Source organism: Undibacterium sp. WLHG33 (assembly GCF_049544815.1).
Taxonomy (GTDB): Bacteria; Pseudomonadota; Gammaproteobacteria; order Burkholderiales; family Burkholderiaceae_D; genus Undibacterium.
Window position 1 is genome coordinate 183,724 of record NZ_CP186697.1, and the last position, 23,844, is coordinate 207,567.

Annotated in this window: 22 protein-coding genes; 11 read left to right on the top strand and 11 right to left on the bottom strand. The window is 49.7% G+C overall.

Going from position 1 to position 23,844, the window contains the following annotated elements; translation table 11 throughout:
- The 4 genes from ACOTSW_RS00800 (at position 1) to ACOTSW_RS00815 (ending at position 6,737) form a co-directional block, all read left to right on the top strand.
- Positions 1-1,302, top strand: a complete 1,302-nt coding sequence (locus ACOTSW_RS00800; protein WP_423680478.1) for a nucleotidyltransferase domain-containing protein — start codon at positions 1-3, stop codon at positions 1,300-1,302.
- A gap of 9 nt (positions 1,303-1,311) precedes the next feature.
- Entirely contained in the window at positions 1,312-2,979 is a 1,668-nt protein-coding gene (locus ACOTSW_RS00805) for a ThiF family adenylyltransferase (RefSeq protein ID WP_423680479.1), read from the top strand.
- Complete coding sequence (locus tag ACOTSW_RS00810; protein ID WP_423680480.1) at positions 2,972-3,457, top strand: Mov34/MPN/PAD-1 family protein; 486 nt, start codon at positions 2,972-2,974, stop codon at positions 3,455-3,457. Before ACOTSW_RS00805 ends, ACOTSW_RS00810 begins: the two co-directional genes overlap by 8 nt.
- A gap of 748 nt (positions 3,458-4,205) precedes the next feature.
- Positions 4,206-6,737 carry a tetratricopeptide repeat protein gene (locus ACOTSW_RS00815; protein WP_423680481.1) on the top strand — a complete coding sequence of 844 codons (2,532 nt, stop codon included), beginning with the start codon at positions 4,206-4,208 and terminating at the stop codon, positions 6,735-6,737.
- An 822-nt stretch (positions 6,738-7,559) separates the two neighbouring features.
- On the opposite strand, the gene ACOTSW_RS00820 is transcribed toward ACOTSW_RS00815, so the two are convergent.
- Entirely contained in the window at positions 7,560-7,730 is a 171-nt protein-coding gene (locus tag ACOTSW_RS00820) for a hypothetical protein (RefSeq protein ID WP_423680482.1), read from the bottom strand.
- A 503-nt stretch (positions 7,731-8,233) separates the two neighbouring features.
- On the opposite strand from ACOTSW_RS00820, the gene ACOTSW_RS00825 reads away from it, so the two are divergent.
- The 3 genes from ACOTSW_RS00825 (at position 8,234) to ACOTSW_RS00835 (ending at position 9,886) form a co-directional block, all read left to right on the top strand.
- Positions 8,234-8,515, top strand: coding sequence for a hypothetical protein (locus tag ACOTSW_RS00825; RefSeq protein WP_423680483.1), 282 nt, complete (start codon positions 8,234-8,236; stop codon positions 8,513-8,515).
- Positions 8,516-8,543: 28 nt separating this feature from the next.
- Positions 8,544-9,146: a hypothetical protein gene (locus ACOTSW_RS00830; RefSeq protein ID WP_423680484.1), complete on the top strand. Its 603-nt coding sequence runs from the start codon at positions 8,544-8,546 to the stop codon at positions 9,144-9,146.
- Positions 9,147-9,283: 137 nt separating this feature from the next.
- Entirely contained in the window at positions 9,284-9,886 is a 603-nt protein-coding gene (locus ACOTSW_RS00835) for a hypothetical protein (protein ID WP_423680485.1), read from the top strand.
- Between the two features lie 218 nt (positions 9,887-10,104).
- Here ACOTSW_RS00835 and ACOTSW_RS00840 read toward each other — a convergent pair whose 3' ends face one another.
- Entirely contained in the window at positions 10,105-10,548 is a 444-nt protein-coding gene (locus ACOTSW_RS00840) for a DUF6641 family protein (RefSeq protein WP_423680486.1), read from the bottom strand.
- 222 nt (positions 10,549-10,770) lie between these two features.
- Between ACOTSW_RS00840 and ACOTSW_RS00845 the strand changes: the two genes are divergently transcribed.
- Together ACOTSW_RS00845 and ACOTSW_RS00850 are read left to right on the top strand one after the other, a co-directional pair.
- Positions 10,771-11,295: a hypothetical protein gene (locus tag ACOTSW_RS00845; RefSeq protein WP_423680487.1), complete on the top strand. Its 525-nt coding sequence runs from the start codon at positions 10,771-10,773 to the stop codon at positions 11,293-11,295.
- Positions 11,296-11,754: 459 nt separating this feature from the next.
- Complete coding sequence (locus ACOTSW_RS00850; protein ID WP_423680488.1) at positions 11,755-12,321, top strand: tyrosine-type recombinase/integrase; 567 nt, start codon at positions 11,755-11,757, stop codon at positions 12,319-12,321.
- A 99-nt stretch (positions 12,322-12,420) separates the two neighbouring features.
- On the opposite strand, the gene ACOTSW_RS00855 is transcribed toward ACOTSW_RS00850, so the two are convergent.
- Entirely contained in the window at positions 12,421-12,753 is a 333-nt protein-coding gene (locus ACOTSW_RS00855) for a hypothetical protein (RefSeq protein ID WP_423680489.1), read from the bottom strand.
- Between the two features lie 219 nt (positions 12,754-12,972).
- Entirely contained in the window at positions 12,973-13,899 is a 927-nt protein-coding gene (locus ACOTSW_RS00860; RefSeq protein ID WP_423680490.1) for a hypothetical protein, read from the bottom strand.
- 148 nt (positions 13,900-14,047) lie between these two features.
- On the opposite strand from ACOTSW_RS00860, the gene ACOTSW_RS00865 reads away from it, so the two are divergent.
- The gene (locus ACOTSW_RS00865) at positions 14,048-14,962 is read left to right on the top strand and encodes a hypothetical protein (protein WP_423680491.1); all 915 of its coding nucleotides are present in this window, start codon (positions 14,048-14,050) and stop codon (positions 14,960-14,962) included.
- A 257-nt stretch (positions 14,963-15,219) separates the two neighbouring features.
- Here the strand turns inward: ACOTSW_RS00865 and ACOTSW_RS00870 are convergent, their stop codons facing one another.
- The 3 genes from ACOTSW_RS00870 to ACOTSW_RS00880 form a co-directional block, all read right to left on the bottom strand.
- A complete protein-coding gene (locus tag ACOTSW_RS00870; RefSeq protein ID WP_423680492.1) occupies positions 15,220-16,587 on the bottom strand; it encodes a hypothetical protein in 1,368 nt (455 codons plus the stop codon).
- Positions 16,588-16,857: 270 nt separating this feature from the next.
- A complete protein-coding gene (locus ACOTSW_RS00875) occupies positions 16,858-18,522 on the bottom strand; it encodes a TnsD family Tn7-like transposition protein (protein ID WP_423680493.1) in 1,665 nt (554 codons plus the stop codon).
- Positions 18,523-18,996: 474 nt separating this feature from the next.
- Entirely contained in the window at positions 18,997-19,830 is an 834-nt protein-coding gene (locus ACOTSW_RS00880) for a cupin domain-containing protein (protein WP_423680494.1), read from the bottom strand.
- Between the two features lie 114 nt (positions 19,831-19,944).
- Between ACOTSW_RS00880 and ACOTSW_RS00885 the strand changes: the two genes are divergently transcribed.
- Positions 19,945-20,886: an alpha/beta fold hydrolase gene (locus ACOTSW_RS00885; RefSeq protein ID WP_423680495.1), complete on the top strand. Its 942-nt coding sequence runs from the start codon at positions 19,945-19,947 to the stop codon at positions 20,884-20,886.
- Positions 20,887-20,955: 69 nt separating this feature from the next.
- Here ACOTSW_RS00885 and map read toward each other — a convergent pair whose 3' ends face one another.
- The 4 genes from map to ACOTSW_RS00905 all read right to left on the bottom strand — a co-directional run bounded on the left by map (position 20,956) and on the right by ACOTSW_RS00905 (position 23,652).
- A complete protein-coding gene (gene map, locus ACOTSW_RS00890; RefSeq protein ID WP_423680496.1) occupies positions 20,956-21,726 on the bottom strand; it encodes a type I methionyl aminopeptidase in 771 nt (256 codons plus the stop codon).
- Positions 21,723-21,881: a TA system antitoxin ParD family protein gene (locus tag ACOTSW_RS00895; protein ID WP_423680497.1), complete on the bottom strand. Its 159-nt coding sequence runs from the start codon at positions 21,879-21,881 to the stop codon at positions 21,723-21,725. Before ACOTSW_RS00895 ends, map begins: the two co-directional genes overlap by 4 nt.
- Before the next feature lie 366 nt (positions 21,882-22,247).
- Positions 22,248-23,354 carry a nickel/cobalt efflux transporter gene (locus tag ACOTSW_RS00900; protein ID WP_423680498.1) on the bottom strand — a complete coding sequence of 369 codons (1,107 nt, stop codon included), beginning with the start codon at positions 23,352-23,354 and terminating at the stop codon, positions 22,248-22,250.
- Between the two features lie 10 nt (positions 23,355-23,364).
- On the bottom strand, positions 23,365-23,652 hold the full coding sequence (locus ACOTSW_RS00905; RefSeq protein ID WP_423680499.1) for a metal/formaldehyde-sensitive transcriptional repressor: 288 nt from the start codon (positions 23,650-23,652) through the stop codon (positions 23,365-23,367).
- Positions 23,653-23,844: the final 192 nt, after the last annotated feature.

Sequence of the window (23,844 nt, forward strand, 5' to 3'; positions counted from 1 at the left end):
ATGTCAAAAACCCATTATGGCACCCTCGCAGAATTGGCTTTCGCCCAAAGAAATCGCATTTTGAATGAGGCGCTTGAGCGGAGGCTGTTTAAATATTCAACTGAGGCGCTTGATAGTGCTGTCGTTAAGGGGAGTGTTGAGCACGATGCTGAATTGAATATTTGGGCGCGTGAGCTCGATATCGTTAACAGGCACATTACTGTCGACGCAAAAATGGTCGCGGAGGCAGCGGACTCTTATCTCGATCTAGGGCAGCACTTAGTCGAGAAATTGAATTGGCCCTCTGACGCAATTAAGGTTCTACCTCAGGGTTCCACGAGTACAAAGACTTTGGTAGCCTCGCCGAGCGCTGAAAAATTTGATATTGATGCTGTTTGCCAAGTCGATATCAGCAAGATTGAGGCTAAGGATCCGATGGCATTCTTCGATGACGTTGGCAAAGCGCTTAAGAGCTTTGAGACTGAACCGATGAAGCGTTGCTGGCGTATCCATTACAACGAAAAGAGCTACTACATTGACTTTACCCCCTCGATCCCGCTATCAACCGTTCCGGAAACCGTGCGCGCCAAGGTCAAATACGGTCCGACGACTCGCTATCATAAAACAGCATTGGCTGTAGTGGATTGCCCGACGAAGGAATGGAAGACATCTAACCCAGAAGGATTTGCAGCCTGGATCAACGATCAGTCCGACCGCCAGGTATTACGTCTACGGAAGTATGCGGTTGAGGCCATGGATTCGGCTAATGTCGCACCAGTACCTGATCAAGAGGTTCCGTTATCAGATACGCTCCGAGTCGCGATTCGACTCTTCAAACGTCACCGTGATATGGCTGTTCGTCGTGGACTGATAACCAACGAAACAAAGCCAATTTCGGTCATCATTGTGACGCTCCTTACTCAAGCCTATGAAGGTTTGGCTGATCTCAATCGGACGTACTCACATCCGATTGAGCTCCTGTGTGACCTCGCCGAGATGCTGCCTAACATGCCAGAGAAACGTGATGGACGCTACGAAATATCCAATCCCACGGTGCATGGCGAGAATTTTGCTGAGAAATGGAATGAAGACGATGGGACAAGAGCGCGCACGTTTTTGCAATGGTGCAAGCTTCTTGCGACCGACATGACCGCAATTCTGGACGCATCTGACCCTGTTGAAATTCGTAAGCGGGTGCATCACGCGTTTGGTACCAATGGAGCTGACCGCAGCTCGGGGGCATCCGGCGGCTCGTTGAGTGGGCTGGCGGCGGCAAAGCCGACTACAGTGACTCTAGTTCAGCCGACTCGAGGACTTGCATGATGCGTAAGGATGCAATTGACAAGCGCTCTTGATGCCTTCCTGACGGCGCACCCAGATCTCGTTCCCGAAACTTCGGTAAGCGGAACTCGCGAACGCGCGTTCCGCTTACGACTGCCGAATATGAGTTCTGAGCGTCATTTTGATGATGCTTGGTTGGTTCTGCCGCATGAGTTTCCTAATGTTCGTGCATGTATTCGTTTGTCGGGCGATGCGATTCTGAAGGTTCCGCACGTTGATAGTGAAGGCATCTTATGTTTTTCGGGTGACGTCGGCCCTGCAAGTGGAGCGTCGCCAGAAGACCGTCTCCAGGACATGCTCTATCACTTCTCGGAGGACTTCCTAAAGCCATGGCAATCGGGTTTTTTGGATGCAGACTTCGAGATTGAAACCCAAAACTATTGGGAGATAAATGTCGGCCGGTATGCATCGAATACGAATCCCGTACGCATGGTATTTACTATCGATGACCGTCCCTGTGACCCGCGCTTGATCGAGGCGACATTGGTACACCCCATGAAAGCAGTCATTTTAGGAAGTGCGCAGGCTCTCGAAGAGCGAGTGCGAACTTCTCTTGGTGGGTGCGCCTCGCGTATAGAGCGAATTGCAGTACTAGACATCCCGGTTGATGTTCCCCTCACTCCGCATACATGGCCGAAGAACATAAGGGAATTGGAGCTTTTGCTCGCAATGCGTATTGATGACAAGATGCTTAAGCAATTCAACTTTGTAAAAAGAAAAATCACACAGCATCGGTTAGTTATTCTACGCTCACCGAGTGGCAGCTACGGCTATCTGCTCCCAGGAGGGCCGCTGCAAGAAATCAAGATGCGCAAGTCTACCCGCACGCAGCGTAACATCCAGCTTTTGCCATTAAGTGTTTATCGTCTTGACCCATCCTGGACCACAGGGCGGGATGAAAACCATCTGGTGCTTAAGCGCCAACTTAGTCGCGTTCTCGTGATGGGTTCCGGGGCCCTAGGTAGCCAGGTTATCGACCAGTTAGCGCGCGCAGGTATCGGGAGTATTACAGTTGTTGATTGCGATTTAATGACTTCGGCGAACGTCGGTCGGCATTTGCTGGGAGTAGAGGCAATCTATAGCAAGAAGGCACTCAGCGTTGCGAAGCATGTCGGTCGCGCAAATCCATCTTGCTGCGTCAGCGCAGCCAATATTCCTGCAGAAGATTGGCTGAGAAAAAATTCACTAAACAGTTTTGCGCTGGTTCTCGATTTAACAGGAGAACCTGACGTTCGTTTCGCATTGAACTCTAAACGACTTACTGAACCAATTCCGATGGTCGTCGGTTGGATGGAACCGTATGTTGCGGCCGCGCACGCGTGCATCTTGGTCGCTGGACAAAACTGGTTTTCCAGCGGAGCTGACCCACTCGAGGAGCTACAATCTGTAGTTTGGCCTGATGATGTCTTTCACAGTGAGCCTGGGTGTAGTAGCCGATTCCAAAGTTACACGTCAGCTGCTGCGGCTTATGCTGTGGGTCTGGTTGTAGAAGCGGCGCTGGATGTAGTGGACAATAACGTTCCGACCTCGATGGTCCGTAGTTGGGTGCGTGGTCAACGCTTTCTAGATTCGCAGCGGAAGGGGTTACGTCATCGAGAGTGGGTTCGGGTACCGATTGAGGCGAATGGCGTGCTTGTTGAGAGGAGGTTTGATGCCTAGCCGAATATTCAATATGCCAGACGGATCCGGATTATTGGTATTCACTGAGACGGTTCTAGAACACATGTATCATTTCGCCCAGGTTGGTTGGCTCCATAGAGAGGCGGGTGGCCAGCTTTTTTGCGCGGAACCACATCTTACCGATATCTTGATTGATGCAGTGACTGGACCGAATTCAAAGGACATGCGCAGGCGGTGCGCTTTTATCCCAAACGTCGCCCAGGCGAACGTTGATCGCCACCATCAATTTGCCGCAGGCCGGCATGCGGTAGGTCTCTGGCACACTCACCCTGAGCGTTTCCCGACTCCATCCCTCCAAGATCTCCAAACGGCTCGCGAGTATTTGGATGCCTTTACGTTGAAGATGGACGGATTTTTGCTTGTTGTATTAGGTAATTATGGGAGCCCGCTCGAAATAGCTGTATGGTTAGTTCATAACAAATACTCCCGGACAGGGGTGCGCTTAACAGAGGTGTGATAGATCAATTTTATGAAACTGATTTGCCACTAATTTTTGAGCGGGATGTTTAGCACTACAACCATCACCTGCGGAGAACCTTTCGAAGAAACCCGGTTAGTTCGTGACGATGACGCTCTGAAACCCTTAAGGTAAAAGTGACGAAAGTCTGCAAGAGACCCGAGGGTATCACTGCCTGTGATGCAAAGAACGCTATGTCGTCGGGAGGCAGTGACTTCGAAGGTGAATCTGCATTATGAAGGTCGACTGCACCAAGTAGGAGCCGTTTTAGGCGATCCCCACCGTTAGTGGGGAAGCAATTCGAACCTCCGGCCTCTTCTACGTCCCGAATGCGCTTTCCCTGCTAAAATCCGTGCCCTAGGTTAAGGGTAATTCATTATAAATCAATGGCTTACGAATGGCGCGTTTTTTGCCATTTGTCCGCCCCTCAAACCAGGAATTGGTAGATGCACAGGTAAGCGGCCGGGTTGGCAAATGCCGTTAGCTACGATTGATAGCGGCGCTTGGTTGCGAAGCGATCAAGGCCGTGGTCGTTGCCGAACAAGTCACTCAAATCCTGTTATCGGCTCTCCGCGAATGCTCTGGCAACACACAGTGGAACGCCGCGAGTCCGAGGCAATCGAGTTCGAGCAAGAATGGTCGTATACTAAAACAATGTTCTTCAAAAAGCGCCTTGAGTTACGCCTGCTGGTAAATCGGGCCGAAAGCTAGCTCAGGATATCTTGTCCTTTTTCCACGTTAACTAGAGATGGCCAACTTCAACCCAGTGACGTTCGAACCTCACTTTCGTGCCCTTGTGGCTGACACCGAATCGGATTTGGAACTGGACGAAATCGACGATGCGCTGCAGCAGGCAACTCCGAAATCCGACGGCGCGAGGGCTTGTGCGTACCTCGCCGCTGAAATCCTCTCAAGCGCAGACCGTCCGTGGTCCCAGGCCTATGCTTTGAACACCGCGGTCGGCGCCAGCTGCATGGCGGGCGATACTGAGCGCGCGCGGCGATACCTTAAACAACTTGTCGATCTGACGATTGAGACTGGCACCGATCTGCCTGCCCTGTCGGCGGTGGAAAACGTGCGTCTTCTGCTACCGGGCAACGCCAAGGCAGACCACGTGCCCAACATCCTGTATGAAGTGGTTCGGTTGTACCGGCACCTTGGAAAGGTGGAAAAGGCCATCGAGAACCTGATCATCGCCGCATACCTCTTCGCCGACTTCGGTGCATTTCAGCCAGCATACGGCGCCCTTGTCGAAGCGGAGAACCTGGCACGCGACAACCAGCTGCTTCAAGAGTACGCGGACGTGGTGTCCACAATTTACGCCATATGCCTCTTAGAGGGTGACCATGCTTACGCCGAAAAGATGTGGCCTACGTTGAAGCAGAAGTACGTCGAGCTTGGGAGGCCGGTTCCGGCGCATCTGGCGGCTAATCGTGCGACGCTGCTGTTTCAAACCGGAGACTACCTAGCTGCTCGAAAGGCGTTCGAGGAATTGCTTGCAGACGTCAAACCAGGTGATGGGCTCGAAGAGGGGCGAACAAAAATTCTCATTAACCTGTCGGCATGCCTGCGCGAGCTTGGTGAGCATGCGCTTTCCGATGTACGCATGGCAGAGGCGCGCCGACTGCTGTCGACACTCGAAAACGTCGATCCCGAACACCAGCTCGAGATGGAGTTGATCGCCGCAAAAAATGCCGTTGTCGAAGGCGACTTGGTCGAGGCATGCTCGTGTCTCAATCGCGCGGCCCAGAGCCTGAACGCCGGCGTTGGTCTGGTTGAGAAGCTCCACTACCGACGCGGATTACGGGAGCGATACGTCCCGCGAGTTGAACGGCTGCTCGCTAGCCTCGCTACGATCGGCCGCGCCGCCGATGTCATTCCGGTAGTCGCTGCGACGCGAGCAAATCGCGTATCCGATTGGCTTTACTTCCTAGAGTGGGCAGAGATGCTTGCCGCGATGCTCTCGCCGGAGGAAAAGGAAGAGCTCGATGGCCTAGTTGATCACCTCGCTCGGCACGGATCGCCGCATCTGTTCGGGTATTTGGAGAAGTACGACGACCCGATGTCTGCTATAAAAATGCCTGACCCGTGGCGCGATATTGCAGAGTACGCTGACAAGATAAATGCGCGCCACGGATTCAGGCGCCCCTTCCAGAACGCAACCTCTGAGAGCATTACGCGGACCATCGTCAAAAGGTTAGACGAGGGGTACGCGATCCTCGTGAACATGGTTGCCGCTGACAACAAGATGCTGTTGCTTATCAGTGATCGTTACGTCTTCTGCGACCTGCCGCAAGCGGAAACCAGGGTGTTCTTCGAGGCATTGCTGCGGCATCGGCTAGAGCCGAATCAAGCCAAGGCAGTTGGCCTAGCCGTCGGCGCGTATCAGGAGGCATTGCTACGCTCACTTGGTCCCGTGTTGAGCGAACTTGCGGTTGAGAGTTGCAAGGGAGTCATCTTCATTCCTGATGGCTCAAACTTGACCCCGATCAACCTGATAATGGTCGGGGATCCGAAGATCCGAGCACGGATGGCTGCCGGCAAGTTTGAGGTTCGCACTTGTATCGCTCCCTATCCCGCGAAGCGCCAGGCCGCTGCTCTCAGTTCTTGCCTAGGCATCATCGAAAACGACTCTCGCCTTCTGTACGACCGGGCCGACGTCAAGGAATTCTTCAAGGGGGTCGGCGCCACTGGGACGGTGCTTGAAGATCCGACGTGGAATGTATTCGCCGAGGCAATGGCGTCTACAGACGCGCTGGTTCTTTCGCACCATGGCGCGTCCATTGGTCTGTTTCGTGACGCGTTCTTCGCCGACATGGCTGGCCCCTATCGGAATAGCGCCATGGATCTTATGAGGCTTCAAGGGGAAGCGTTTCGATGGCCTCATCGCCTCGCGGTTCTGGGCACTTGCCATAGTGGCGACCTCGTCAATCGCAACTACCAGACTCGATTTAGAACGCACGACCTCATGGGTTTTCCGACAGTGTTTTTGCTCAATGGCCGGTCTGAAGTCCTGGCCGCGTCGTGGGCAATTCTCGACCGCTTCAATCTCTTGTTCACTACGCTCTTTGCCCCCGGACTTCAAAAGGCTCACCCCTCGCTGGCTGCCAGTATCGCACTGGCGAAGCTCTTCGAGCTCCCCAAGGAGGAGCTATCCGACCTTGTGCATAGCGCATTTCCCGCCGACGTTCTGAATACCTCAGCCGTGCTGGAGCAGATCGATAACTTGCGGCGGCAGCCGTTCTGCTATGGTGCCTACCAGACCTACACCTTGCTATAGGAGTTGTATCTTCGAATGCCTCAGCTAACGATGGAGATGCAGTTATTCCGAGATTGGGGGCACATTGACGCAGAGTTGATGTGAATATCCAAGGGCTGGTCCCGCAACTGTAGCGGTCATCGACAACATCGAAACGGAGCAACTGTATCTGGCCTGTAGCTGCCTGATCGTAACGAGCTGGGATATACGCTCAGGTTGTGATTGAACAGCCCCATTCCCGCAAGTACCGTTGGCGAGCACGCTTGATCACTTACTTGCGTCGATGCATTGTTTGGGCTCCATTCGCTTTGTTGCGCTCCACCGACATTAACTGCTCAAGGCGTCTGTTAACGGATTGCTCGCAATCTTCTTCGCGGGCGGCACGTAGCAAGCGCTTCTCTCGATGGACGCCATGCTTCGTACTCCATGCAGGAGTGGAGCACGGTATAGTTTGGCGGAAGGGCCATGATTTGCTACCCAATGTACTGGCAGCAAAAAAGTACCGGAAAGGCAGGCACTTATTTTTTGGGGGGCTGGCGATCAAGTGGCTACTGCCACTGATTTGCCACTGACCGTTCCTGGAAACAAAAACGGCGGGTATGTAACCCGCTGTTTTTTTTAAGGAATTTTTGGTCATGGTGAGATGCTTCGAGCCTCCGGCCTCTGCGTCCCGAATAATGAGCGCTAATTTCTACATCCTTTATCTGTGCGGTTCCTAGGCTGTTTTTCCGTTAAGTACTACACTGAGTACTACATTGCTGCGAAGTTGAAAAGCAAAGAAAATCCGATGTGCCGACCAGTGTTTATTTCTCAATATTCCCTCAAATAACCCTCGGCGGCTTACTATTTCTTGATCAATCGAACGCGGCCATCAAGTCCTTCTGCACCGTAGCGACCGCGTGGGATTGCCACGACCCGACCATCGCGACCTTCGCGCGATGTTCCACCCTTTGGAACGCATACGACGCGCCCGTCGTTTCCTTCGCGAGAAGTCGCACCGCGTACGATTGCCACGACCCGCCCGTCCCGACCTTGCCTTGATGTCCCACCCGGAGGCACGGGAACAACACGGCCGTCGGTGCCTTCCCTTGATGTGTAGCCGTGCGGGATTTTTACCTTCTTGCCGTCGCGTCCGGTTCGGAATTGATAAGACATATTACCTCCATTTTTTGGAGGTATTTAGTTGCAATGGGCGCTCGTCGTAAGTACCTGCGGTTGCCCCGTCCCTTCAAGTGTTAAAGCACGCAGTTGCAAATGCCCCGAACGTAGTATTCATGGCTAGGTTTCATGACATATTATTCTTGTGATCACACGTTACCTGACGTTCTCATGTTATATTTCCCCTGGAAAAGAAAAAGTCCGTAAACCACTTCTCGGTGGCACGATTGGGGTCCGAATGCGCGTGTCGAAACGACAAGTGTTAATTGTAGAGCCCTATAATTGATCTACCCATACCAGCGCAGGGTTTCCCGCTCGGAAATGTGAACTAGATTCCTAAAATTTGAGAACGAAGAGATATGAAATTTATTCTAAATGTGAGGAAAATTGAGGAAAGCGATGTTCGTTCGTCGACTCCTTTCGTACCTGATGAAGAAGATTATGAGATGTGCTTGAAAGCTTTCGCTGACGATATTTCTGGAATTTCTGGAATATCCAAGGTTGTGCAAAGTGGATCATCTATTTTTATTGATACTGCCTCTTCGATTGGGCAAGGCGAGTTGAAAGCACTAATAAAGCCAGCGTTTGATACGAATACCATGCAGAATTTACGTTTTGTTTCGCTGGTTGAATCATTGTAGTAATGTCGACAAATAGGATAACGAACTCATGAAAAAATTAAACCTGCTCGCAATTGTTGCCTCAATCGCTCTCCTCGGCGGTTGCCAAAATATGATGAAAACGATGGTGGCACATATTCGGATAGATAGCACTCAAACGGCTTTTATCGCTAAAGGCAATGCGTACGCAAATTTTTGCCTATCGAAAAATATGTTGAACAGACAGGCCGCCTATGAGTTTTCGACCATTGCAGCAGAAATGCTGGACTTGGTTGTTTTTGATAATGATTTCTATAAAACTACATATGAAAATGGTGTCTCTGGGCTTAATGAAAATTACCAGAAAGATCCGTCTGGCGCGGCCCCGGCATGCCAAGAACTTGAGAGAAACTTACCTACCGTTATTGCTAATTTAAGCAATGTGTATAGGAAATATGCTCAAGAGCTGGGCGTTGCAAGGTCAGAAGAAAATCAAAGATTGGCGCAACAAATGAGCAATTTTCGGCTCCCCAATACCCCCATTCCGCAGATGAGTTTTCCAAATGTCAGATATTCACAAGAGCAATCTAAGACGCAAAATTTTCTGGTTAATTCGAATAGCGGGTTAACTCAGTGTCGGGTTACCTCGAACAATTTTGTATTTTGCTTGTAGAGCTTGTCAGACCTATTTGATTTTTACTTGTTTTAGCAAACGCCGATAGAAATTTGCGCGAAAAATTTTGTGTTATTGCGCGCAAATAATCATAATCTTTTCTGCGCTTGAAAATTTTTACAATTTAGAGGATTAGAATGAAGAAGTCGATGTTGTTGCTATTCATGACGGTTGCTCCGGGGCTCGCCTTTTCTCAATCCGTTCCGCAGCTTACGGATGAACGCACAGGCGCAATTGTCGTGGCTGATGTATTCACTACGAAATGTCCGATACTCCTTCCTAGCGCAACTTACGCGAATTATAGAAAAGCGGCATCAAAGCTATTGTCCGTGGCCTCAGTGAATACGGATTTATATAACGAGAAATATCGTAAACTTGTCAACTTCACGAATAATTTGAGCAGTGAGCGCTTAGCCGCGGATTGTGCCGATTTGCTACCTAAGATCGCGAATATGATTCCAGAAATGTACACGGACTACGAAGCCTATCTCGGCCTGCTTGACGGAAGTAGCAGAAGGCAGGCGGATTCCTGGAGTTCCGCATTGGAATTGTTCAGCGCCTTCGCTAATTCGCTAGGGCAGGCCGCGCAATCATACGATTACAGCTTCATCCCCATGCCATCTGGACGCGTCAATTTCGGTCAATCTCAACAAGGTCGCGGTACTAATTACCTAGTCAACACGCCAGGCGGATTAAAGCAATGCCACGTTGCAAGCTCCGGGTACATTCTGTGCAATTAAAATAATACGCCGAGACCACCTCTGGACGAGAATACGGGTTGCAACCAAGTTGCCGATACCTGCCGTTCAGCTTCGGGCCAAAATAGACGCGACGTGCCTGGTGCCGCTTTTTATGATCCGCAGGTAGTAATTTTGCAGGAAAATGTTGACCCGCCAAGTGTCGCTTCAAACGACACTCAGCGCATGGAACTCGGCGGCGGTCGCCGCCACGAGGTACGTCACTTCTTTGTGAAACCAGCGCGCAAGGTGCCGCTAGCAGTATCAATCTGAGCATCCAGCTCACCGGCGGCAACAGCCGTTTTGAGCGTATCGAGCGTAGGAATCAGTTCGGCCATGGTGCCGACTTCGATCGCGCTCTTGCCTTTCGCAAGCTCAAGAATCTTTGCCCCATACTTTACGGTCAGGCAGACTTTGCCGTTGTCTGCTGTGAACCACCACGCCTTAATTCGTTTGGGAGCCTCTACACGGCGAACGTCGCCGGTCGCACGGTCTTTTACGGTCCGGGTATGCAAGGGCGCATAACCCTTACCATCCTGGGCGCCTTTCGCCAGTTCTGTTTGCTCCCAGATTTTGGCAATCAGACGATTGCGACGTTTAACAACAGGCGGGATATCGGCTGGGCGTTTCGCGGCTACCAATTTCAGCGAAGTCAGAGTGTTCATTTGTTTCCTCATCAGTTAGTTTGTAACCCAATGATGCACTCAGGTGGCATGACCATCAACAACTATACGTCACTTTTATAAATCTTCAATTAAATACATGCGGTTGCAGCGAATTAAATATTGACGGCCGCACTGTATCCTGTAACATTGATTGCTCCTCTGTTAAGGCATTCGCGAATCCAGACGGTCACGTAACAAAAAACACTAATAATAAGAAAAAAAATGGATAAGAAATTGCAAAACTCAACTGAGCAAATGATTGGACGATTCGGTTCGTTTGCAACGCATATGCTGACGTTGACAATAAATGATAAAACCAACTGGAATATTTCTGAGATTGCAGTGAAGAAAGCTCTGAAGTATTTTGTTGTAACGCTAAATTTTAAAATGTGGAAGCATGCGTCACGAAAGCCGGATACAAAAGCAAAATGTCAGATTATTGCTATTCCTGTATGCGAGGGAATGAAAAGTCAGAAGCGCGTGCACGTCCACATATTGCTGGGAAATATTCCTGAGCATGAAATTCCGAAGCTTGATGCAACGATATCCGAAATTTGGGCGAAGACGAGTATTGGTCTAGAACGGATGTGCCTCGATCGTCTGCACGACTTAGACGGGGCGGTGTTTTATCTTGCAAAAGAGGTTGGATATATAAATAATGACGCTGTAGATTGGGAAGTGGCTAGCATCCCGTCTGTTCTTTATACGCCACCCAAGCCGCAACTCGGCCAGCGAGTGGTCGGGTAACAGCTCAACTACGCGCAGCATCAGTACCGTATTCGCGGGCACAAACCAATGGTTCGGTGCTCCTCATTAGATTGGAAAGTCGAGCATAAGGCCAAACTTTCGTTTCTAGTTTGAAAATCTATTCCAGAACGTATTTTGCAGTCTTCTAGACTCGCTTAATGGTTTTCTGCAACCTGAACATTTGTATTGAGACCCGATGCAGCAGATCAAATTATAAGAAGATGTGCAGCGATGTCAAACCCGTACACGTCATCATATTCAACGCATCTTTCCATTTGGTTAAGATTAGCAATAGATCAGTGAGGCCAATAGAAACAAAAGAAAATAGCAATTATCTTTTGTTCTCGGCTAAGTGCATGAATCTTCTAGGTTCTTATCTTTGTCAGCCTTGCGTTGATTTTCATAAACAAAGAACGCATCCTTTGGTCCGTGGTTTTCTTATATTTTCAGGAGTGGATGATGGCGCAAGCAAAAACCTTGTCGGAAAAAGAGTTGAAGCGTGTACTCGCGCATATCGCAATCGGCAAGCACGCTGCACGCAACCGGGCGATGTTGTTAATTACACATTGGGCAGGGTTACGAGTCGGAGAAGTTGCTTCGTTGCTGATTGGCGACGTCCTTGCGATGGATGGTTCGATCAAGTCAGAAATTCGATTGTTGCCTGAGCAAACAAAAGGCCGCCACGCTCGCACGGTGTTTGTTGGCGAACGTCTGCGTAAAGAGCTTGCGGCGTACATCGCAACGCTGAAGCATCCGACACCTGACCGGCCACTGTTTTACACCCAGAAGCGGTCAGGATTTACGGCGAATACAATGTGCCAAAACTTCCACTGGCTGTATAAGGAAGCGAATATTGACGGCGCAAGCAGCCATTCGGGGCGGCGCACATTTATTACCAACCTTGCTAATAAGGGCGTCGGGGTGCGCGTGTTGATGGCGTTGGCGGGTCATCGGAATATTTCGACAACTCAGGTGTACATCGATGTCAACGATGAAATGCAACGTGCTGCTGTAGATTTGGTCTGAACGCAAGTGGCGCTTCAACCGAAACTTCGTAATTACTGCTTGCGTGTCGACCGTGCCGTGGAAAATTTACAGGCACGCGCAAAAAAACTTTAAATTGACTCAGAGGCCGCGATTAATGTACTCGCCAAACTTCAGTGCAAGTATAGTCGCATCTAACGCGGAAATTCCCGAAATTACCATAACAAAAATACCTTTCCTTGTTCGCGCCATTCGTCGATATTCGAATTTGGTCGTAATCTCGATTTCCATTTCGCAATTATTTGCATAATTCCATAATTCGAAAAAATTAGTTTGCTCAATAGGAATGGATCCCTCACTGGTGGCAATTAACTTAAATGCACTTGGATTATTGTCGGTACAAGATCCAGTAACTACAAGCTGGTAAACATATTCGTCATGCAATGTTGTCCGATATTCTCTAATAAATTTCATAATTATGTTTAACGCCTTTCAATCCCGCTATATTTATTTAAATATAAAATTGTGGAGCGCATATTGGACGAAAAGGTCAGGTTCACTGCACTGCTGAGGCAATTGGAAGAGCCGCTAAACGATTTAAATTCTAATGCGACACCAAGGTTCGTGTTGGATTATCAGTGTCGGTTTGGCCGACACTGATATTGCACCATTCGCATTAAATTAGATTTTGGATTAACTGTCTGACGAGACTTCGTCACTTACCGATAATTCTTGCTTTTCAGTTTTGGTAGTAGGCGCAGCTTCTTCGCGCGTAATGTCGAACATCCCGTGATGGTGCGTGATTGCGATCTTATAAACTTTTCCATCCGCCAGTTTCATTAGTGCGTCGAGTGCTTCCTGCGGATTAGTATCTTGCACTTGGGCAGCTGTAATCCATCGAAGAAATGGCTTCGGTTTGGAAACCTTTCGACATGTTTCTTCAGATTCGTTTGGCACGCTTCTCAATATTTTTGAAAGCGTGCCGTGTTTTTCAACCCATGATGCAAAAGTTTCTTCCGTAACACCTTCAGCGTGCGCAAATTTCAAGATTTTCGCATCGGACGAGGCTTGGCGTCGCTCAGACTGCCTGAACATTCGGGAAAGCAGATGCCATTCCGTTGTTCGTTTATCCGATTTAATTACAGTCGATTTTCCAAAGTTCGTCCGACATTTCTGAACTAGGATTTGAAAGAGTTTGTCTCTTTCGGCTCCTTCTGTATTGTCGAAATATTCTCGATAGATGCCAAGTATCTTGGCGAGACCGGGGATAGCGGCATTTGAGATCGGCTCGGCAATAGTTGCCTGAAGAGTCGCGATAGCTCTATTGCACTCCATGCCATACGTAAAGATGTCCAGCAACGCTCCATGAAATTGTTTTTTCTTCAACTTGAATTTCGCAGACTCCGGTTTCTTTGTGTTGCGTTTTTCAGAACTGACCAGTTTAGTAGGAGCATCGTCCACACTTGGCGCGTCACCAATAGTCTCGTTATATTCTGCTTGCGGACGCGGTTCGACTTTTGTCGGCTTCATCCAATCCATGTATGCAAAATCGTATCGCATGGCTGAATACGATGGCTTAGCTCTATTAGTTGGTGTATCAGTATGGTTTGCAGTTGTCATCATTGCTTCCTTTACGTTAGCGCGTGGCGTCTTCCACGCAAAAAGTTCGCTTGGCTTTCTGCTCAACGACAGTGCTATGTTAGGTGGGCTAACTGATATAATCTCTAACTACAATCCAGATAGCTATTCTAGTTAGTGTTTTTTAGGCATGAATAAAGACCAAGAACGCGACCGACTGGCTCGCCTGATGTTGTTAAGCCAACAGAAATACGGGATCTCTATTCAGGGAGACTGGCGTCACGAGAATTTTTTTCGGTTTTTACAGATTAGCCCGAGCTATCGTCTCGCGCACTTGGCAGCGACTGGCGGTGTCCAGGATTTGGCAGCGTGTGGGCACGTGCCGCAGGACTATGCTGACGTGGTAAAGATTTACGAGGCCTTCGGTGACGTTTGGCAGACCGATTTCTGGAATTGGTGGGTGAAGCGCGCCCAGTATCAGTTCGGTCTGCGGTGCCCGCCAAGAGTTCATAGGTTTGCAACACTTCAGCCCGGTGCTGACGCGGACCAGCAGAGTTTGGACGACGCGCAAGCTTGCCTCGATCAGTATTTTTCTGCCGACCGACTTGCGGAAGGGAAGCCGGGCAGCCTTGTGATCGCTATTCCCTTGCATGCTGATCGCGCTACGATCATGCGCGAGGTGTCGAAGCTGATGGACGAGGCTGAGCAGTCCTTCGGGCCAGATGCGGATACCGGGCAGTTCAAATTTCTTGTCAACAAAATTCGGCGGCAGACACTCGATGAGGCGCGACGGGTTGCCTGGGCAAGAGCGGCTGCGCCGAAGCAGCCCTTGTATGTGATTGGAAATCGAGTCGGGATCGCGGCTGCGTATGTTACGAAAGAGGGTGTGAGGGCACCAAAAGACAATAGACGTGATCTAATGGTGATCGTCACAAGTCGGCAACTCAAGCGCGCGCTCGTCTTCTCGGAGAATGCGGCGCGCGGACGGTTTCCTTGCTCCGACGAAGTGGATAGCATCGACTTCGATTTTAAGGAGCTTCGATCCTCCATCATTGTTCACCGAAACTGGATAAAGGCGGAACTTGGCCGGCTTAAAGGGCTGTAATCCAAGAAAACGGCAGCTATCGAATCGCCCAGATGACACGTGCTGGGACTACAGCAGAGACTGTCTGTGGGGTCTTAGAGCGGCCGCCACGCGACGTTTGATTCCGTTTTGAGCGTGGGGTTTGCTTTTGCGCTGGCGTCGCCAAAACACCGGAAATAATTTTGGGCGGGGTCGTCCAGTGTCGGTTGCGCACGACATTGCCCGGTTCGGAGCAAGCGGCGCATGCCTGCGTTGGGCCAGTCCGTTCGCCGTTGCACCTATACGGTCTTGCGTGTTGCTGTGCGCGGCGTCGGAAGCGTCGGCACCGCTTTGGTCTTCTTTGCAGGCGCTTTCGCAACTTGCAAGTTGCCGTCAACGATGCCGAGCGCAGGTGCTGTGGCATCTGATTCTTTCAAGTTCAATGTTGGGAGGTGCGCCTTGACTTTAGGGTTGCGTCGGTCGGACTGGATCATGTCAATGTTTTGCTCGCCGGTCAATTTGCTTGCGTAGAACCGCTCGATCATTTCCACCGATGTACGGGCGTTGCGCGCCAGCGTAAGCAGGTCGATTTTGTCGCCGTCGAGCAGCCGGAACATGATGCTAGTATGCCGCAAGCTGTAGATCGTTCGTGCCTCGCCTTGCGGGCCGGTCTTGAAGTCCAGGTCGTCCAGCAGATAGTTGAACTGATGTTGAAGCTCCCGCAATGCTGTATCTCGATTTGGATACTGGGGCATGAAGACGTAGTCGTCTGGCCCAGCGAGACCTTCAGTGGCGTAGTGGGTTTTCAGTTGCTCATAGACCGTGACCGCTTCTTCCATTGTGACGATTGGTGCGTCTTTGTCCTTGCTCTTTGGCAGTGATAAGCGCAAGTAGACCTGTTCGGAGCGCATAATCTCAACATGCTTGTGTTGCATATTTTTCAAGTCGGTTGGTCGAACAAAGCTGTTGACCATGAACTGAATCATCTTCGGCAAGTCGGCAGTGAATTTCAAGGTGCGCGGTGGGCCTGCTTCTGTCGTCTGCACTTTCGCTGATGTTCCGACGAGATCGGTTGCTTTCGCGATGAGTGCCTGATATTGGACATCAGGAAACCATCCTCGCGGCTCGTCTTTTTTCTTGATTGTCGGGAAGTTCGGAATTGCGAGGAGCAGTTGGCGATGCAGCGCATACTCCATGACCTTGTGGACGATGCCCAAATGCCGTTGAATCGAGGACGGTGCCAGGTCGGGCCCGATCTTGCCCACGAAGTCTTGCAGTGTCGCGAACGAAATACTTGCAAGCTCCATGGTCCCGAACTCAGGGAGGATTCGCTTTTTGAGCATGTAGATATCGTTGTCGTGGGACATTTTGGAGAATTCTCCGCGCTCAACGCGTGAGTTTTGCGCTTCGAGCATTTTGTTGGAGCAGATATCAAACCGCGTGCCTTTTGTGAGCGCCTTGCCCGTCGCTTGCGCGTGGAGTATCCGGTTGTAGGTCGCCTTGGCGAACTCGACTGCTTCCTGCTTGTCAGTCGTTTTTGTGCTCAGCTTAATTGTCTTGCCGCTTTCAAAGCACCTGACTTGCCAGAACGGGCTTGCTTCGATTCGGTAGATTTTGAGCTTGTCTGGATACCCGCGCACCGAAGTAAGGCTGGCAGGTATCGGCACAGTACGTGTTGATTTGCTGGGCGTCGCTGGGCTTGGAAGGATTGGGTTTGTAGCTGAGTTTGTCACTGTCGCGTTTCCGAAAATACCAGGCCCGCTGCACCGATACCAAAGGAAACCGGAAGTGAGAACCTAATTAAAGTACTACACAGTATACTGTAGTACTTTTGGCAAAGCAACAACTGCGTAAGCTGTTGTTTTGAAAGAAATTTATGGTCGGGGAGGCCGGATTTGAACCGACGACTTCTGCGTCCCGAACGTAGTGAACTTATCTTAGGTATATTTTTTAACATAGCCACGCCCAGCTCTTGTCCCCAATTTGCCATCGGAAGGGCCACGCCACGTACGTGTTATGCCAGCCTTTGCCAGCAAATGCCTGACGTCGATCTTGGATTTGCTGAGTTTCTCAGCATCCCAATCGCAAAATCTTAGGATATCTTCCACGCCAGAATGGATTACTCCTGACCGCAATATGATATGGGAAATGGTAATCGTCTCCTCAAAGCGATCCAGCTCGCCGAGTGCCCATAGAACCTTGCGAGCACTGAAGCACCAGGAAGACTCCTTACAAAGGTCTAGTGTCGCGAACAATTGCGGGAAGCGGTCGCGACTGACACTACTCGCCGAGACTGTCTTTGGGAGACACGCAAGCATTTTGCCAATCGTGACTTTCTGCGGTTTTCCAGCTTGCTCAAATAGTTTGCGAGAGTGCTCTTCTACCATTCGCGCGTAGTCGAGATCCAGCGCTTCATCTATTTGCGCTTGCGATGTTGCCATTGATGCGATCTTTTTGTTGTCTGGAGACATCGTATTATTCAACCACGCGCGATCATGCTCAAAAAGCCACGCAACCACTTTAATCTTTTTTTTCCATAACTTTTCCATCGTCAAATCAGGATTCTTCTTCAACTCCGCAATAATTTTGCGGCGATGCTCGTTACGCTGCGTATCCCTATCAGCGTCAGTCGTTCTCGATTGCTTCGATGATACAAGGTTGCTAGGTACAAGCGTGTGAACATCTGTACTGAAACGGTTGGCGGTGCCGAACAAATGTAGTCCCAACAAGAGGTGACGTGTAATTGGCAAATCCAGAGCAGATTCGATATATGACAGCCGTAGCCAGGACATAGTTCGCTGGGCCGAAAATGCAGGATCTACACTTCGGATAAATGGCTCCCCCAAGCTCTCAATCATAGAGTCTTGAAAGTCTTTTAGATTAATTAGCGAACCACGTGAAAAGCCCCTTTGGCGGATTTTTTCTCGGTAAGTATTCATTAATAAATCAGGGTGTATGGGCGGCATGTTTTCTTGCAATAGATTGTGCGAGTAGACTGCGTAGCTATGTTCCAATTGCCCTGCAACAGTTGAATCCTTATCAGAAGAGAACAGTTCTGAGCAGCGACACGCCATCCAAGGAACAGAGAGCAATTTATTCTTGTGTTGAAATGGGAAGCGGCAATTGAAACAACTGCTAACAAGTGTTTCTCTATGCTTCCAGCAAACCGAAACTCCAGGGATTTGATGCGATCGATGATAGTACGGCGCCCCATACAATTCTAGATCCTCACGTGTACAGCTTCTACAAAGTTTCGCGTCACCGTTCATGCCTACGACATGTCGTGGCAAATGGGTGATTTCCTGGCTTTTACCATTATTAGATGGAATTGGTTTCCCTAAAAACGGTCTAAATGCTGGCAGTAAAGTATTATGCTGTGTAAGTTCTGCTAGATTGTCATTAGCATCTCCAGGTAACCTGGAAGCAAGTATTTCCATGCGAAAGGGAACGACGCCTCCCAAAGCCATCGGCTTACAATCGAATAATTCGTTGAACGTTAGTTCGTCTGTTCTGTTTCCTGACATTAAGTGGTAGCGTGAAACTCTTGAGTAGAGAGTTTCATCTGGAAGCGAGGGCGGAAAAAAAGGAAGCTGAGCAGACATATTAAGTGGAACAAATCGATTGATTCAATCAATTGAATGTTGTGTCAAACTTTTTTATCGCAAGATTTTTGAGTGATTTATTTTTAGCGAATTTGTGTCAAACATTTTTTTAAGTGTTGATATCAATTTTTGCTGTAAGTCATTGATTTATTTATTCTGATTGTGTCAGACTTTTTTATTTGTCGACAACTTGTTCCCGACAATGAAAGTCGTAAACTAGCTATTAAAGTCATAAACTAAAAATCCAAAAAAATGCCCAAACCTGGAATATCAGGCTTGGGCATTTTTGTATCTGAATTCGACTACGATGGGACTCTTGATTTATCGCAGACCTTCTGCTGTGACACCAACTGTTTGAAGCCACCGGATAGGCAGATGCTGTTTAATTTTGATAAAGATCAGAGCATTTCTTGGGGGCGGACTGACGCAGCATAATAATGGTCTTGTCGGCATTGCCTTGCATTGGATAGATATCTATCCGGCGCCCTCATGATTCTTGCGCCACTCACTCGGTGAACTCCCCGTTTGTGTACGAAATGCGCGTGATAAGGCTGCCTCGCTGGAGTAGCCAACGTTGTAGGCAATCTGACGCATTGAATGTCCCTCTGACAGTAGTTTTTGTACCAGGCCGACGCGCCAATTTTGCAGATATTGTACCGGCGTTATGCCGACGATATCGCGGAAAGTATTGGCGAACGAAGTCCTTGACATCCCGGCCTCGGCTGCTAAATCAGGCAAAGACCAGTCGCGTTTTGGCTGGTCATGCATAGCGACCAAAGCCCGGCGTAAACGCGGATGTCCCATCCCGGCCAGCATGCCGGATTGAACAAGGTGGTGTTCCATGAGTTCGCGGAGAATTTGTATCAGTAGCACTTCAAACAGACTGTCGAGCATCTTTTGACGTCCACAGTTAGTGCCTGCCGCTTCGGCAAAAAGTAAATCCAGCACGGGCTTACTATCGCGCAAACCTGATAAGGGCAAGCAGACAAAAGCAGGTAGTGCGGCCATTACAGGATTGGCCTTCCCACCTTTGAAACTGAGGTCAGCACAGACGAACTCTGCCCCTTTTGCTTTATCGGTCAAAAAACGTCGGGCGAGCGGTTGCGCATACAGCAGCAGACTGGGCTCATTGATGTGAGCAACGAGTTCAGTGCCATGCATGACCTTGACTTCACCTTGCCGGATCAAGTGCAACTGGCCCAGCCCGTCACTACCGGTCAATGAGTTGATGCCGCATAAGGCACCGGCATGAAAGGTTTTGGCGCTGATACTGAAATGCGCGAATAGTGAAGCCAGACGATCTGTCATATTTGAACTATTTGATAAATAATGTGTACTTATTGGTGCATATAATACATTAAACACAGGCAAACTTTGTTCTGCCGATTGGCAAACAAACTTGCAGATTAGAAAGTCACCATCATGAAAGCCTTCAAAAATATTTTCCTCGCCTCAAGCATTGCAGCAGCCAGCCTGACTGCAATATCCGCTCCTCACACCGCCATTGCGGCACCAACTGTGAGTCAGCCGTCGTCCATGTTCATTACGGCCAAAGACGGCACGCCGCTGTATTACAAAGACTGGGGCCCGAAGGATGGCAAAGTCGTTGTCTTCAGCCATGGATGGCCGCTGAACTCTGATAGCTGGGAAGCCCAAATGCTGTTCCTGGCAGAGAAAGGCTACCGGGTGATTGCACATGACCGCCGCGGCCATGGTCGCTCGGGACAATCATGGAATGGTAACAATATGGACCAGTATGCGGATGACCTGGGCGTCGTACTGGAGACTTTAAATGTGAAAGACGTGACACTGGTGGGCTTCTCAACTGGAGGCGGCGAGGTGGCACGCTATGTCGGTCGTCACGGTAGCAAGCGCGTCAGTAAAATTGTTCTGGTGAGCGCAGTGACGCCGTTGATGCTGAAAACTGAGACGAACCCCGATGGCGTTCCGCTGGAGGTGTTTGATGGCCTGCGTAAAGGATCGATCACGAATCGCTCACAACTCTACAAAGACGTGGCCAGTGGTCCGTTTTTCGGCTTCAATCGCCCCGGCGCGAGTCCCTCCGCTGGTTTGATCGACGCGTTCTGGCTGCAAGGAATGACCGCTTCACACAAAGGGACTTTTGACTCGATCAAGGCGTTCTCCGAGACCAATTTTGTAGAAGACTTGAAACGCATTGATGTGCCGACCCTGGTCATTCATGGTGACGACGACCAAATCGTGCCGATTCAAACCTCAGGACGAGCGACCGTTAAATTAGTCAAAGGCGCAAAACTCATCGAGTATCCAGGTGCGCCTCACGGTATCACAGACACGCACAAAGACCGCTTGAATCAGGATTTGTTGGACTTTATCAGTCAGTAAGATGACTGTCAGAACCCGGTTGGTGTCGGATCTGACGAAAAAAAAGGGCAGTCATCATGACTGCCCTTCTTAATCACATTTACCTTTTTCCTCCGCTCGCAGAGTCAGGACCTTAACGCCATTTCGGGTAACTGCTACGGTATGTTCAAATTGCGCCGATAACTGGCCGTCTTGCGTCATCACCGACCAGCCATCTTGTGCAGTAAAAACCGCAGATCGCCCTTGGTTTATCATCGGCTCTATGGTGAATACCATGCCTTCTCTTAAAACCATGCCGGTTTTTGGCCTTCCCCAGTGCAATACTTGCGGCTCTTCATGCATTTCCCTGCCTATGCCATGGCCACAATATTCTTTAACAACCGAATAACCATTTCTAGTTGCATGGCGCTCAATAGCATGACCGACATCACCAAGCCGGGCGCCCGGGCGAACAGCATTGATTCCCTTCCACATCGCTTCATAAGCAACTTGAACAAGCCGTTTTGCCAATGGTGATACCTCGCCGACAAGGTAGGTTTTACTAGAGTCCGCCATATAACCATTTTTCTCCAGGGTGATATCAAAATTGACGATATCGCCACTTTGTAAAATTTCATTGCTGGATGGAACGCCGTGACATACAACGTTGTTTCGTGAGGCGTTCAGCGAATAGCAATAACCATACTGTCCTTTACTTGCCGGTCGCGCCTTGAGGTGATTAACGATGTAGTTATCCACCATATCGTTAATTTGCATGGTGGACATGTTGATGAGATTTAATTGATTCAGATGAGCAAATACTGCGGCCAGTAATTTGCCGGATTCCGACATCAGGGCGATTTCCTCGGGTCGTTTGATCATGTATCCATCTCGCTGAAACTGTGTTTCATGTCCGTTTCACACAATATGCCAGCTTTGATCCAAAACGTTGTCTGAGCATGTATGAGGTGAGGTAGAACTGTGCTCGCCTGACGAAGTTGATCGTGAAGGTGGTCACTCAAATTTTCGATAATCATTATATGATTCGTATATGAATAATATACGAATCATATCAATATTTTTTTCAAGCAGCAACACTTGATCAGATCCAGATTGTCAATCCGGAATCCTGATACGGAGCCACCCGGTAATTTTTTACATCACAACTCAAGGGAAGATCAAAATGTCTCTGATCTGAAGCCGCGGGCTTAAGCCTGCGAGCTGCATTGCATGCGAGATTGACGCTGGCTCAGTTCAGCTGCGTGCAGCTGGTTGGCGACGTCACGTTTCTGGTCCGGGAGGCACTAATACAGCGGAGAATTCGGGAGCAGATTGACAGCTTGAATAACCGGAAATACGCTTGTTGTGGATGCATATAAAGCTTGGAAAACCGGACCTTTTTTTTACTTCAGTAAGTTGTGCAAGCCTTCGTAAGCCAGATAGAAACCGACTAATAAAATCAGGATGCCGGAAAAATACGGTGCTTTGCGGGCAAATGTGCCGAAGCCGCTCCAGCGTTTCGAGATGTGTCTGATACTCAATGCCGCCAACACGCCGGACATGACCATGGTCAGTGCCAGACCAATGCTGAAACTCAGTACCAGTGTCGCCCCCAGTGCGATTTTTTTCAGTTGCAGGCAGAGCAGCAAGACCGTGATCGACGCCGGGCAGGGAATCAGGCCGCCGGTTAAACCGAACATGACAATTTGTCCGGTCGTCACTTCGCGGTTGGTGAAGCGACGGCGTATGTCGTTCGCATGGGCAAGTTCATGTGCATCCTGATACTCGTCACCGGCCACGTTCAGGCTGTCCGACTCCGCATGATGATGTTCATGCTCTGTGAAATGCACGACATATTCATGCGAGTGGCTACCATGACCTAAGAGCAAATGGGCAGAGAATTCGTGTGGCTCAGGAATCGTCTGTTCCGATTCTATGAAGCCATCCCGTTGCACAAACCTGAACGTTTGGCGCTCTTTCTGATGGCGTACGGTTTCCAGCGTCAGCTGTTCTGCTGTCCAGACGTGATTGTGCTGTTTGTCCTGATTGTCTTGATAGAGCCGGAACCGTGGTGGTACGCCGTCTTCAAATATCTCCAGCCGCACAATGCCATGCCCGGTATCAATCTCTTGCATATCGTCATGATGATGGTGGTGAGCATGATGCTGATCGTGCCAGGTACGCCACATCATCCAGATGGCGATACTGATAATCAAAATTGCTGACACCACCTGTAAGTAAGGTTCACTGGCTTCAGCATTCCATTGCTGACCGAAATACATACCGGCCAGTGCGATGATCCAGACGATCACGGTATGCGACAGGGTCGCCGACAGCCCCAGCAAAACGGCCTGCGTCAGTGTTCCCCGCACGGCGATAATAAATGCCGCCATCATGGTTTTTGAATGGCCGGGTTCCAGTCCGTGTAAAGCACCAAGCAGGATGGCGCTGGGAATAAACAGCCACGCATTCGTTGCGCCTTGTTGCAGCAGAGTTGAGAATTCAATCATATTAAGCGCTTTATTTTAAGTAACTTTTCACCACGTCAATCAGCTGTTCGCGTGCATCGGTGTGGTCTTCATCGTGTTCAGCACCATCATGCGGTGCGTCGATCAGATGCGTGCGTATATGATCTTCCAGCACCGTCGCCAGCAGGCCATTCATCGCGCCGCGGCAACTGGTGATCTGGTGCAGTATGTCCATGCAGCCTTTTTCGTCCTCCAGCGCCCGCTCTATGCTGTCGAGCTGGCCACGGATACGACGTACCCGGTTCAGCAACTTTTGCTTATCTTTAATTGTGTGACTCATATTAAATAAAATAGGGTAGGGGGGTATACTATATACCAAGAAGAAAATAGCGATGAAATTTCGTTTTCCCTCTGACTTGAACTATTTTTCAGCTGCACAAATGGCAGCGGATTAAGGGTGTCGCAGGCGGGTCTGCACTTATCCTGAAAGCACTGACGATTCCGGATAATCAGGAAAGCGGTATCTGCGTGA